The 13030-nt window shown below is 62.6% G+C and carries 11 protein-coding genes and 1 pseudogene; 7 read left to right on the top strand and 5 right to left on the bottom strand.

Going from position 1 to position 13030, the window contains the following annotated elements; genetic code table 11:
• Positions 1–33: 33 nt before the first annotated feature.
• The 3 genes from J2T23_RS07170 to J2T23_RS07160 all read left to right on the top strand — a co-directional run bounded on the left by J2T23_RS07170 (position 34) and on the right by J2T23_RS07160 (position 3523).
• Entirely contained in the window at positions 34–1476 is a 1443-nt protein-coding gene (locus J2T23_RS07170; RefSeq protein WP_141158697.1) for a purine-cytosine permease family protein, read from the top strand.
• Entirely contained in the window at positions 1473–2129 is a 657-nt protein-coding gene (locus tag J2T23_RS07165; RefSeq protein ID WP_141158698.1) for a flavin reductase family protein, read from the top strand. The genes J2T23_RS07170 and J2T23_RS07165 overlap by 4 nt, the downstream gene beginning before the upstream one ends.
• A 155-nt stretch (positions 2130–2284) precedes the next feature.
• Positions 2285–3523: an IS256 family transposase gene (locus tag J2T23_RS07160; RefSeq protein ID WP_370871426.1), complete on the top strand. Its 1239-nt coding sequence runs from the start codon at positions 2285–2287 to the stop codon at positions 3521–3523.
• Between the two features lie 996 nt (positions 3524–4519).
• Here the strand turns inward: J2T23_RS07160 and J2T23_RS07155 are convergent.
• A pseudogene (locus J2T23_RS07155) lies at positions 4520–5316 on the bottom strand (nitroreductase family protein).
• Between the two features lie 301 nt (positions 5317–5617).
• Here J2T23_RS07155 and istA point away from each other — a divergent pair.
• Positions 5618–7147 (top strand): IS21 family transposase, encoded by a 1530-nt coding sequence (istA, locus tag J2T23_RS07150; RefSeq protein WP_307358466.1) that lies wholly within the window; start codon positions 5618–5620, stop codon positions 7145–7147.
• Positions 7144–7923 (top strand): IS21-like element helper ATPase IstB, encoded by a 780-nt coding sequence (gene istB, locus J2T23_RS07145; RefSeq protein WP_109864394.1) that lies wholly within the window; start codon positions 7144–7146, stop codon positions 7921–7923. Before istA ends, istB begins: the two co-directional genes overlap by 4 nt.
• Positions 7924–8040: 117 nt before the next feature.
• Here the strand turns inward: istB and J2T23_RS07140 are convergent, their stop codons facing one another.
• The 4 genes from J2T23_RS07140 to J2T23_RS07125 all read right to left on the bottom strand — a co-directional run bounded on the left by J2T23_RS07140 (position 8041) and on the right by J2T23_RS07125 (position 10861).
• The gene (locus J2T23_RS07140; RefSeq protein ID WP_307358461.1) at positions 8041–8295 is read right to left on the bottom strand and encodes a hypothetical protein; all 255 of its coding nucleotides are present in this window, start codon (positions 8293–8295) and stop codon (positions 8041–8043) included.
• Between the two features lie 69 nt (positions 8296–8364).
• A complete protein-coding gene (locus tag J2T23_RS07135; protein WP_307358459.1) occupies positions 8365–8565 on the bottom strand; it encodes a DUF6480 family protein in 201 nt (66 codons plus the stop codon).
• 321 nt (positions 8566–8886) lie between these two features.
• Positions 8887–9090 carry a hypothetical protein gene (locus J2T23_RS07130; RefSeq protein ID WP_307358457.1) on the bottom strand — a complete coding sequence of 68 codons (204 nt, stop codon included), beginning with the start codon at positions 9088–9090 and terminating at the stop codon, positions 8887–8889.
• A 703-nt stretch (positions 9091–9793) separates the two neighbouring features.
• Positions 9794–10861, bottom strand: a complete 1068-nt coding sequence (locus J2T23_RS07125; protein WP_307358455.1) for a S1C family serine protease — start codon at positions 10859–10861, stop codon at positions 9794–9796.
• Positions 10862–11884: 1023 nt separating this feature from the next.
• Between J2T23_RS07125 and J2T23_RS19920 the strand changes: the two genes are divergently transcribed.
• Together J2T23_RS19920 and J2T23_RS07120 are read left to right on the top strand one after the other, a co-directional pair.
• The gene (locus tag J2T23_RS19920) at positions 11885–12319 is read left to right on the top strand and encodes a DUF7793 family protein (RefSeq protein WP_442439571.1); all 435 of its coding nucleotides are present in this window, start codon (positions 11885–11887) and stop codon (positions 12317–12319) included.
• 14 nt (positions 12320–12333) lie between these two features.
• The coding region (locus tag J2T23_RS07120) for an IS256 family transposase (protein WP_370871873.1) at positions 12334–13030 on the top strand (697 nt) is incomplete at its 3' end.

Raw genomic sequence — 13030 nt, 5'->3', positions numbered from 1 at the left:
CCCTTCCCACTTTCAACAGAATTGAGGTCTGCAATGGCGAAGACCCTTACCGTCGAACGGCGTTCCATCGACTACATCCCACCTGAAGAGCGCCACGGCAAGCCCAGGAGCCTGCTCTTCGTATGGTTCGCTGCCAACACATCCATCACCGCAGTCGTAACAGGTGCCCTGTTTGTCATCTTGGGCAACAGCGCTCTCTGGTCGATCCCGGCCATCATCCTGGGCAACGCGGTAGGCGGGTTTTTCACCGCCCTGCACTCCGCCCAGGGCCCCAAACTCGGTGTGCCACAGATGATCCAGAGCCGGGCGCAATTCGGCTACTTCGGGGCGATCCTGCCGCTGGTCCTGGCCCTGATGATTTACGTCGGCTTCTACGCCACGGGCCTGGTCCTTGGCGGCCAGGCGATCGGCACCCTGCTCCACGTCCCGCCGCAGGTGGGCGCCATGGTCTTCGCACTCATGTCGGCGACACTGGCCATCATCGGCTACCGCTACATCCACAAGTTTTCGCACATTGCCGCCGTCCTGAGTGCCGTCGTGTTCGTCATCCTCCTCGTCCGCATCATCGCCGACGGGAACATCGGCCCAGTCGTGGAGACCAACGCGTTCGATGGGGCCGCGTTCGTCCTGGGCATCTCCCTCTCGGCCTCATGGCAGCTGACCTTCGGACCGTATATTGCGGACTACTCGAGGTATCTACCCGAGGACACCCCCAAGCGCGCCACGATCGGCTGGACCTTCCTGGGCAGCGTCCTGGGCGGCTCCCTGGCCATGACCCTGGGCGCTCTCGCCGCGGCCCTGGGCGGCAAAGCCTTCGGTCACGACCAGGTCGGCTACCTCGCCGGGCTCGGCGGCGCCATCTGGCCGCTGGTCCTGCTCGCCGTGATCCTGGGCAAGCTCACCGGCAACACCCTCAGCTCCTACGGCGGCTACATGTCACTCGCCACGATCATCACCAGCCTCACCGGCCAAGACCGGGTCAGCCCCCGTCAACGCTCGCTCTACGTCATAGCGATCTCGGTCGTTTCACTGGCCATCGCGTTGGCGGCCACCAACAACTTCCTGACCAACTTCACTAACTTTCTGTTGTTCCTGCTCTACTTCATGACCCCCTGGTCGGCCATCAATCTCGTCGACTACTACTGGGTCCGCAAGGAGCGCTACAGCATCGCCCAACTCTTCCTCCGAAACGGCGAATACGGCCGTTTCAACAAAGGCGCCTTCCTGGCATACGCCGTCGGAGTGCTCATCCAAATCCCGTTCATGAACAGCTCGCTCTACGTCGGCCCCATCGCCAACCTGCTCGGAGGCGCAGAAGTAGCCTGGCTCATTGGCCTCGTCGTCGCAGGCGGCCTGTATTACGCCACCTCCCGCGCCGTCCGAAACCGCGCCAGGACCTTTGAATCAATTTCAGGAAAGCCGCATGGGACCGCTGTCCCCGCAACGGCAACCATCACCTCTGAGGAGACCTTGTGAAATACGACCCCGCGCTCGAGCGCAGCCCCCTCCCCTACTCGCCCTTCAAGAGCTGCACCGTTCCCCGACCCATCGGCTGGCTCTCCAGCATCAGCCCGGACGGCGTGGAAAACCTGGCCCCTTACAGCCAGTGGCAGAACCTGACCTTCGACCCGCCCATGGTCATGTTCTCCGCCAACCAATACCCGGACGGGCGGCGGAAAGACACCGTCCTCAACGCGGAGCAGACCGGCTGGTTCGTCTGGAACATGGCCACCTACGACCTCCGTGAGGCCGTCAACATCAGTGCCATGGCACTGCCTTTCGAGGAAAACGAGTTCGACCGCGCCGGCATCAGCAAGCGATACGCCGAGCTCTCCCCCACACCCATGGTTGCCGAGAGCCCCGTTCATTTCGAATGCAAGTACCTCTCAACACACAGAATGACTGGCAACTCCAACGTCGGGACCATCGACATCGTCTTCGCACAGGTCGAACGGATCCACATCAACGACGAAGTCCTCACCCCCGACGGCCGACTCGACATCCCGAAAATCCGGCCCCTGGCCCGAATGGGATACCACGACTACACCTCCATCACAGAGACCTTCGAGATGAAAATCCCCCAAGCGTCCGACGACGAGGCATACGGCCTCGCCGGCCAACCCGCCTAACAAACCCCGCGATCCCGAAGACCCTGCACTCCCCCTGCAGGGTCTTCGGCTACACAGCGGAAGTCACCCAGGGACTGTCTGAATAACGGTGGATCCACAGTTGGCCTGACACGCCGGGCGTTGCCTGGCGGGGAGGACTGATCATGAGCGACACCATGGATCCCATGGCGACTGATGTGGATCAGCAAGAGTTAGCGCAGCAGCTCCTGGCCCAGGCCAAGGAACAGGGCATCGACCTCGTCGGCCCGGGCGGCCTGTTGAACCGGCTCACAAAGAACGTCCTGGAGACCGCGCTAGAAGCGGAAATGGACGAACACCTCGGATACGAAAAACACGACGTGTCCGGGCGCGGGAGCGGGAACTCCCGCAACGGCACCCGCACGAAAACCGTGCTGACCGAGATCGGGCCCGTGGAGATTGACGTACCGCGGGACACCGGCTCAACATTCGATCCGCAGATCGTGCGCAAGCGGCAACGCCGGCTGACCGGTGTTGATGAGATCGTGTTGTCGTTGAGCGCTAAGGGGCTCACAACCGGGGAAATCGCGGCCCACTTCGCAGAGGTGTTCGGCGCCGGGGTCTCCAAGGACACCATCTCGCGCATCACGGAGAAAGTCATCGGCGAGATGACCGAGTGGCAGAACCGGCCCCTGGACCGGGTCTACCCGGTGATGTTCATCGACGCGATACACGTCAAGGTCCGCGACGGGCAGGTCACGAACCGCCCGGTCTACGTCGCTATCGGTGTCAGCGTCAACGGTGAACGCGACATTCTCGGGTTGTGGGCCGGGGACGGCGGCGAAGGAGCGAAGTTCTGGCTTTCAGTGCTGACCGAGATCAAGAACCGCGGCGTCGAGGATGTCTGCATCACTGTCTGCGACGGGCTCAAGGGCCTGCCTGAGGCCATCAACACGGTCTGGGAGCGGGCCGTCGTTCAGACCTGCATCGTGCACCTGATCCGCAACACCTTCCGCTACGCCGCCCGGCAGTTCTGGGACGAAATGTCCCGGGACCTGCGTCCGGTCTACACGGCACCGTCCGAGGCTGCGGCCAAGGACCGCTTCGTCGAGTTCTCGGGCAAGTGGGGCAAGCAGTACCCGGCGATCACCCGGCTGTGGGAGAACGCTTGGAGCGAGTTCGTGCCGTTCCTGGACTACGACGTCGAAATCCGGCGGGTCATCTGCAGCACCAACGCCATCGAATCCGTCAACGCCCGCTACCGGCGCGCGGTCAGGGCCAGGGGCCATTTCCCCACCGAGCAGGCGGCCCTGAAATGCCTCTACCTCGCCACCCGGGCACTAGACCCAACAGGCAAAGGCAGGGCACGATGGGCCACACGATGGAAGCCGGCGCTCAACGCCTTCGCCATCGCTTTCGACGGAAGAATCAACTAAATGCCAACCGTGGATCCACCGAAAATCGGACAGTCCCGTCACCCAATCGGACAAACTACTCCCGGCTCGGCCCAGCCGGTACAGATTTACAGAATATCCGTTATCGGCTTTTTGGTCTAAATGCGGGAGGCTAAGAAGGCTACAACGCGGAAACGTTGGGCAGGGGTATCTCCTTTCATGCTCCAAGCAATTTGGTCCGGGACTCATCCAAACTCTCGCGCTGGCTGTCCTGCTTGCGTTGGCGGCGCCGTCGTCGGGTTATTTTCCTCATAAGACCAGGCAGAGATCCATGGGCAAGGCCAAGGGCTCGCTTCCCCTAGTGGAAGCAGACCAGCGTGATCTGCTGGAACGCGGTCGAGGTAGTCCTTACCAGTTTCCCGTATGCACTCGTCGAGGATAGCGCCGGGGCACATGCTGGAATCGGCACTAATGTCGGGCCCTTAGACTGTAGCCTCCGGTTTTTCGCACTGTCATGCTGTCCGCTATGCCCTATTTCCTCGAATATAGAACTGGGGTAAGTGCCGGATGCTTCGCAGTGAAAGGCACCGATTTCAGTGACGCTTTGGCTAAGGCAACAGATGCTCTCCGTGGCCTGGACTGCCTCCACGCAACCTTGCTCTACTCCTCCGAGCAAAATTTATTCGGGACAGGGGAAGTTCTACCAGCCTTCACGCGGGCCAGAGGCTGGAGCACCGGAGAGGACCAGCCCGGGTAGCTCATTCCTTAGAGCTGCGCCCAAGAGAAAGCCGGTTGTGCGAAACCGTCCATCGGTTGCTAATGACGTAGATGCTGCTCGCCTTCTCCGGGGCACGTGACCGGAACATGAAGAGGTGGGAGTGGCGGCCCTGTCGTGCGCACTGGGTTGGAGCCGTTTTCGCCGCTTGAGTGAGCAGCCTCTGCCGACACCTTTTCTGCTGTCTGACTCGATCGAGTGGGCCGTGAGTTTCCATGCCTGTGTTTTTTGATGGCAGGTTCTCCCGGATTTTTCGTGGATACCTAGGATGCCTCGTCCCACCCCGATTGAGGAGTGGCGCAGGTACTGCGGAAGACATACTGCGAAGGTTGTCTGCGCTCCCGACTGGACCAGTCGATGGATGGCCTGTGATGTTTGGTGGGCAAGTAGCCAAGGCGGTACACGGCCATAAGTTCCAGGTTCTCCGGGACCTCGAGCAACTGCTTGATGCTGTTCCAATTCTCGGGAGCTTCCATGGGGAAGGATATGAATTGGATGCCCATCCCGAGTTCAACTGTGGTCAGCCACAGATTTTCCATCGCCGCGCCCAGGCTGAATACGGAATAAAAGGCTGATAGTTGCCCTGGCCGGTACTCACCGCGGTCCAGCAACGCCCAATGAGAAGTGGGGAGCCCGCCACCAGTTTCCGGTTCTCCTCTCCCAGGGTCTGTGGAACGCGGAGAGTGTTCATCAATGATTGTCCTGACGGCGTGAAAACCCGTTTTGTGAACGGGCGCAGGAGGGCCGGCAGTTGGTCAAAGAGCATTCCATTGCGTTGTTCCTCCATCTCTTGTCGACTGAAGCGGAAATATTTCTTGTACCGCTCAAAGAATGTCCCTTCGGACATGACTTTACTCATGCTGGAGCCGCTGATTTCGGCGATCCTGTCTATGGTTTCCCGTTCCTCAATGAGGACGAAGCGCCAGGGCTGGGAGTTGAATTGGGACGGCGCCGCGGCGGCCACCTTCATCAGCAGCTGCTGGTGTTCTTCGCTGACCTTGTTCGGCAGGAAAGGGCCGTTAGTGGTTTTACGGTTCAAAACGACGTCCAGGAATTCCATACCCGCACCTACCTCCAGGCAACGAAGAGACTGACGAGAAAAAACGGGGCGGCAGCGACCGCGATCGCGGCGTGCCGGGACCGGTTCGAGGAACCGACGGTGGGCTGTTAGCGGCCATGAAAAACTGCCCGTAGGCGGCCACGAAAGTGCCCACTGACGGCCAGTAGAACTGCCCATTGGTGGCCATGAGATCTGCCCACTTCCTTACTTGTCCTGCCGCGTCTTAAGCGGCGGGGGCCTCTCCCCGGGATTTGATGACGGTGTCTAGTCGCATCGAATGTCGCCCAGGAAGAGGCCCTGTATGAAGTCTGACGGAGAAATCATGGAAATTCTTGCTGCCTACGATCTGACCGGATCGTTGCGTGCAACCGCGGAGCTGACGGGCTGTTGCCATCACACTGTTGCCAGGCATGTTGCGGCGCGGGACGCGGGCCGGCCGATCGCTGAACCGGCGCCCCGTGATCGTGTCACGGACGCGTTCTTGCCCAAGATCGAGGAATGGGTCGAGACGTCCAAGGGCCGGATCCGCGCGGATAAAGCCCACGAGAAGCTGCTCGCTCTGGGTTATGTGGGGTCGGAGCGGTCTACCCGCCGGGCGATCGCGCAGGTGAAAGCGGCCTGGCGGTTGGGCCATGTGCGCGTGCACCGGCCTTGGATCGCGGAGCCGGGGATGTGGCTGCAGTACGACTTCGGTGACGGGCCGCGGATCGGCGGGGTGAAGACCATCCTGTTCGTGGCCTGGCTGGCGTTCTCGAGGTTCCGGATCGTGATCCCGCTGCGGGACCGGACCGCTCCGAGCGTCTTCGCCGCGCTGGACCGTTCCTTCCGGATCATAGGCGGTGCACCGACCTATGTCCTGACGGATAACGAGAAGACGGTGACCACCGCGCACGTGGCCGGGGTGCCGGTGCGGAACCAGCAGACCCTGGACTTCGCCCGGCATTACGGGGTGACCGTGCTGACCTGCCAGCCGGCCGATCCGGCCACGAAGGGTGGGGTCGAGGCGTCGGTGAAGCTGGCCAAGGCCGATCTGGTGCCGACCGATACGAATCTGCGGGCCGAGTACTCCACGTTCGCGGAGTTGGAGAAGGCGTGTGAGGTCTTCATGGACGAGGTGAATAACCGGGAGCACCGTGCCACGCGGCGTAAACCCGCTGCGGTGCTGGCAGAGGAGGCGCCCCGGTTGCATCGGGTCCCGGAGACTGCTCACACGGTCGCGTTTGGGCTCGCCCGCACGGTCCCGGAGAACACCCCGATGGTGACGTTCGAGAACGCGCAGTATTCCGTCCCGGCGCACTTGCTGGGGACCAGGGTGTTCGTCCGCGTCCACGGCAGCGGCCCGGGCGAGCAGGTCATCATCGTCCATCACGGCCCCGGTGGTCCGGTTGAGGTCGCCCGGCACGAACGGGCAAGGCCCGGCAGCCCTGCCATCAACGATGAGCACTTCCCCGGGATCAGAACCCGGGTCCCGGGCGATTACACACCCAGAGCCCGCACCGCCGACGAAGCCGAATTCCTGGCCATCGGCGCCGGCGCGGCGACGTGGTTGGTCGAAGCCGCCGCGGCCGGGACGGGGAGGATGAACCTGAAAATGGCCGAGGCCGTGACCCTGGCCAAAATCGCCGGGACCAAGCAAGTGGACCGGGCCCTGGGCGACGCGGCACTCCATGGCCGCTTCGCCCACGGCGACCTGGCCTCGATCCTGAACGCGAACGTCAGACGCACCACCACCCACGCCGCGGACGAGACCCGCTCCCTGACCCAAGGCACCAGCGCGTGGGCAGGCCTGGGCGCAGCGCCCTCCAGCACCGCCAAGGAGCAGAACCGATGAGCCCCGTAAGCACCACCGCCCCGGCCCTCCCGTCCGAGCTCGAAGCGCTGATGCGGCAACTGAAGATGCCCCACGCCCGTGCCCTCGCACCGGAACTGATCGCGACCGCCCGCGCCCAACGCTGGGAACCGGCCGAGATCATCAAGGCACTCTTCGCCGAAGAAGCCGCCGGCCGGGCCCGGTCCATGCTCGCCACCCGGCGCAAAGCAGCAGGCTTCCCGACCGGGAAAACCTTCGACGCCTGGGACCCCGCCGTCTCGTCCATCCCTAGCCCAACCCAGCAAGCCCTGCGCACCCTGGAATGGATCACCCGCAGGGAAAACCTCGTCGTCTGCGGACCCTCCGGCACCGGGAAAACGTTCTTCCTCGAAGCCCTCGGCCAGCAAGCCGTCGAAGCCGGCATGCGCGTGGCCTGGTTCAGACTCGAAGACCTCGGCGCCCTCATCCGCGCCCACCGCACCGACGACAGCGTCACCCGCGCCGTGACCAGAATCCTCCGCGCGGAACTCGTGGTGATCGATGACATCGGCCTGCTCCCGGTGGCCACAGACGCCGCTGAAGGACTTTACCGGGTAGTCGACGCCGCCTACGAAAAGCGCTCCGTCGCGATCAGCTCGAACCTTCACCCGGCAGGCTTCGACGAGCTCATGCCCAAAACCCTCGCCACGGCCACCGTTGACCGGCTCCTACACCACGCTCACGTCTGCCAAACCAACGGTGATTCCATCCGCCTCACCCAGGCCCTCGCCGGAAAAGGAGTCACCCAACTGAACTAACAAGACCCGACGATGGCCAACCCCGCCGAACCAAGCAGTGGGCAGATCTATTGGCCATCACCGGGCAGTTTTACTGGCCACCAGCGGGCACATCAACTGGCCGTCCGTGGGCAGAAACTAATGGCCATTGACAGTGGGCAGCGCGGCCAGGGGTAAGGCGGCCGGAAGCAGGAACCAGCCGGCAGGACTGGACGACCACAGCAGGGAGCTGGCGGCGGCGGCCGTCAAGAGGCAGGTAAGCACGAACAGGGCGTGGTGGAGCCAACGGAATCCGGCGGTGTTCCACCATTCAAGGGCGACGCCAAGACCGAGCAGGCAACCAGACAGGAAACCTGCCGCTGCCAATCCGAACCACAGCTGCGCCCCTGCCATGTGCCCCCCTCGTAGTCCGGGCCCTTACCCGGGGGCCTTCTGCCCGCTCAACAATGCCAGGAGGAGGTCCTACTCTTCACGTCCTCGATCCACCGCTGTTTGGGCAGATGCCGGCGGAGTTTCCCCGGGCGGAACCCCACCGCCGGGCGTCAGCCCAGTAATGGTCTCATCGGCGGGATTTGGGTTGACCGCATCATACGTCGCATTCCGGTCCTGTTCGCGGGCCCCGTCCGGATCGGGCAGTTCCTCGTCACTGTCATGATTGCTCATATCCCTACACTCCTCCTCGGCTGCGCTTGTCACAAGCTCAGCCGGATAAAACCCAATATGGGACTGCCGGACCGCGCAGGGTCGAAAAGGGGTTGGGCTTCCTGCCGAGAATTAGCGCCTTCCTGCCCAGAAAGGCATACTCCATGCCAACTATGAGGCGTCCCTTTGTCGTGGCTGAAATCAGGCATCGAAGGACTAGAGGTTCTTCCTGAGGCAGCCACTTTTGAGGCCCAGGAGATACTTTCTGCCGTACCGGTGGACTGGCTTTTTAGTGCACCTCGGGTCCGGAAGCGGGGCAGCGGCGGGTTCAGTACCCCACTGTCAGGGCTTTCCGCGTTCGTCGAATTCCTCATCGAGTTCGTAATGGCGGAACTCGGTCTCCGGGTCCGTTTCTCCGTCATCAACAATTTCGCGGTCAAGCTGACGCTGAACCTGACTATCCAGGACCTGCAGTTTCTCATCAGGTATTACGCTGAGGTCTGCGGGGAACGGGTCCGCCGGAGTGAGATGCAGGTTATCGTGCATGGAGATCCTTTCGTCCGTGAACTTGCTTTCGCACCCAGGTGGTCGGAATATCGTACGGCCTCGCTCAGAACAGGTGATCCTCAGGACTGCCCGCTTCTCCATGTCCCACTTTTTAGATCTGGTGTGAGGGATTGAAGGTGCTCGAGGGCGGGCACGCCCGGTAGGACGGGACCCCAGGGCCGGCTGTTCAGCAGGGTTGCCGACAGCCGGCATTAGGATAATCGGATGGACGATGGGGACGAGCGGGAATTTTCGGCTGAAGAGATGCGCAGCTACGCCGCTGATTGCCCATTTTGCGGTGAAACGGCATACCCCACTTGGGAGCGGGCCGACGACGCGCCCGAGGGGGAACCTCTGGGGACGTGGAAACTTGTCTCGCTAAACTGCCTCACTCCCGGGTGTCCGAACTCCCGCTACAGCGCGTAGTCCTACTGAACGTTGCAGGAAGGCGTCCCGGGCCCTCAGACGGACCCGAGCATCTGCTATTGAGCGGCAATGAAGCGACTGCCCCCGACAAGGCCGGCCCGTGAAGGCAGGGCTGGCATGCTCTCCGGGTCGGGAGCAGCCAGGCCCAGGATGCGGTGGGCTCATCCAAGGCCACCGGACGTGGTGGGCGCGATAGTCGTGAGGTCCTAAACCCGGCCCTGTACGCTTACCGCCCCGGCGGCCACAGTCCTGTTCCCGCTGCCAATGACTTGGCTGCTTAGGGTCCAGTTGCCAGGTTTCCGAGGGTGACGTGCAGGGTTTGGGATGCTGAACCGCGCTGCACCACGATGTCGACCTGCTGGCCAGGGTCCTGCTTCCTGAGGGCCACGAGCAGGTCTGTGACGTTTCCAATCTGGTTTTGCGCAAATTTGGTGATGATGTCGCCTGCTTTCATGCCGGCCTGGTCCGCTGGGCTGCCTTGGGAAACGCTGACAACCAGCGCTCCGGCGGTGGCGGGCAGGGAAAACCGTTGGGCGAGTTGGGGTGTGATGTCCGTGGGAACCACGCCGAGTGCTGCATGCTTGACGGATCCGCTCGCCAGGAGTTGGTCGGCAACGTTGGTCACCGTCGAGGATGGCGTGACGAACCCGATCGCAACCGCTCCGGAGCTGGGCGGCAGGTACGCCTCTGAAAGTCCGATGACCTGTCCGGTCGAGTCTGCCACTGCACCGCCGGAGTTGCCCGGAGAAATCGGAGCATCGGTCTGCAGCAGGTCAATGGCGCCGTGAGGTGATTCCTTGGACGGCGGCATGTTCCGGTGCAGGCTCGAGACAATTCCTGCGGTGACTGTTTCCTCCAACCCCAGCGGGCTTCCGATCACGACCGTCATCGAACCTACCTCCGGATCCGAGGTGGCGAATTTTGCTGCCGGCAGTCCGGTGCGATCGACCTTGATGACGCCAACGTCCGTGACGTCGTCCACGCCCAGGACCGTCCCTTGGGCCTGTGAGCCGTCGGCGAACTGAACCTGAACGTTCTTGAAGGGCTGTTTTTGCTCGTTTTCGATGACGTGGGCGTCGGTAACGATGGATCCGTCACTGTGGTAAATGACACCGCTGCCGAGGCCAATCTCCGTCCGGATCGTAACGACCGACGGTTCGACCTCTTTGACCACGCCGGGGACCGCGGGCAGCCCGCCACCTCCGGCCGGGGTCGCCGCTGAAGCAGAAACCGACGGTGAAGCGGCGGTGGAAGTCGGTCCGGGCGCAGGACTTCCGGTGCAGCCGGCCAAGGCCAGTGCTGCTGCCGTCACTGCAGCGGCCGGATAAATCCTGAAGCTTGTCATGGCTTACTCCTTCTGCAGAGCTTCCGGCTGGGAAAGCGGCTCCTTTGCGCTTGGGACCTGCTCAACCCAACGTTCCGTGGCGGCGAGGACCGGCCGGGAAGGGCGACGGGCGCACCGGAACATGACCTTATTCAACCGCAGTAATTGCGCTTACGCAACAGTTCAAAGGTAGTCAGGTTTCCTCGCCAAGGGTTCGCGTCATTTTCTGCCGCCTGGAAGTGCCGCGCGCTTGAAGGAAATGCTGGCAGGCGCCCCGCGAACGTTCAGAGGGAGGGCCGACCCGCCCCGTAACCATCCTGGTTAACAGCGACATCCTCTCGGGAAACTACGACCAGTTCCCTAACCTCCCGGGCCTGGCGCAACTGCCATACATCGACCCCGACGGCAGGATCATCATTGCACTCTCCACAGCCCCCGGCTGCCCTTCATCCCAAACACGAAGTCCTAGCAGAGCTGGCCATATTTAAACCGAACCCCCTCGCCTCCCAAGGAATGTGCCGCCACCGCCCGGGGCGATATCGGCAGGGAGGACAGGACAGAAACCCTGTCTTGGGTGCTGCCAACTGCGCACCGGACAGGGGTGCTGGGGGCCGGGCTTGTTGAGGGCGCAGTGCTCCCTGGTCACTGATGGCATGTTCCGGCAACGGGGAAGGCCCCCTGAGCAGGGATGTCAGGGGCGGGGTTTCAAGGGGTGCCCCGTGCCTGGGGCAAGGGAGGGCAGCTCCGCCCAGGTGTTGGTGCGGCCGCGTTCTGCTACAGACAGTATCGATTGTCTCTTCTTCTCCGGCGCATTTTGCTCAAGATTTCCGCAGGAAAACCGTAGATTTTGCCGGGTCCAAGTTCCCGGACATCACGGTTCAAGGAACCGGGCGTACTGTTGCCTGAGCGAACGGTTCGGCCCCGATGAACCAGGAATGAGTCGCCGAAGACTTTGGCGGAATTTTCTGCCGGCGGGCCGACGATGGCAAGCGGAAGGCGGCACCTTTGGTAGGCCAGCGCATAACCCTTGGGGACAAAGGCGAAGTGGCTTTGCGTCCTGACGGCATTGTCCAGGTCCGGTGGTTTAGTGGAGTGTCAATCGGTGAAGCGGATGCTTTTGTTGCGATGGCCGCCGCTGATTCCCTGGGCGGCGGCCGTGGCACACGGGTGCTGGTCGACATGGCCGGCATCTCGGGGCTTAACCGGGCCGGGCGGGCCGTGTTTGCCCGTCGATGTTCGGCCCGGAAAGTCGCCCTCCTGGGCGCATCCCCCGTTGATCAGGTCATCGCGAGCTTCTTCCTCCGCCTCAACATCCCTCCCTGTCCCACCCGCTACTTTTCCTCCACTGCAGAAGCCGAAGGTTGGTTGGCCACGCCCGCCGCGTCAGTCGGGGCGAAAAGAAGATGCGGGGACTGTCTGAATAACGGTGGATCCACAGTTGGCCTGACACGCCGGGCGTTGCCTGGCGGGGAGGACTGATCATGAGCGACACCATGGATCCCATGGCGACTGATGTGGATCAGCAAGAGTTAGCGCAGCAGCTCCTGGCCCAGGCCAAGGAACAGGGCATCGACCTCGTCGGCCCGGGCGGCCTGTTGAACCGGCTCACAAAGAACGTCCTGGAGACCGCGCTAGAAGCGGAAATGGACGAACACCTCGGATACGAAAAACACGACGTGTCCGGACGCGGGAGCGGGAACTCCCGCAACGGCACCCGCACCAAAACCGTGCTGACCGAGATCGGGCCTGTGGAGATCGATGTGCCGCGGGACACCGGCTCGACCTTCGATCCGCAGATCGTGCGGAAGCGGCAACGCCGGCTGACCGGTGTTGACGAGATCGTGTTGTCGTTGAGCGCTAAGGGGCTCACAACCGGGGAAATCGCGGCCCACTTCGCAGAGGTGTTCGGCGCTAGGGTCTCCAAAGACACCATCTCGCGCATCACGGAAAAGGTCATCGGGGAGATGACCGAGTGGCAGAACCGGCCCCTGGACCCGGTCTACCCGGTGATGTTCATCGACGCGATTCACGTCAAGGTCCGCGACGGGCAGGTCACGAACCGGCCAGTCTACGTCGCCATCGGTGTCAGCGTCAGCGGCGAACGCGACATTCTCGGGTTGTGGGCCGGGGACGGCGGCGAAGGGGCTAAGTTCTGGCTCTCCGTGCTGACCGAGATCAAGAACCGCGGCG

It is taken from the genome of Pseudarthrobacter niigatensis (assembly GCF_030812615.1).
In the GTDB taxonomy this organism is placed as follows: Bacteria; Actinomycetota; Actinomycetes; order Actinomycetales; family Micrococcaceae; genus Arthrobacter; species Arthrobacter niigatensis.
The sequence above is the reverse complement of the archived record's forward strand: the minus strand, read 5'-3'. Positions and strand labels throughout refer to the sequence as shown.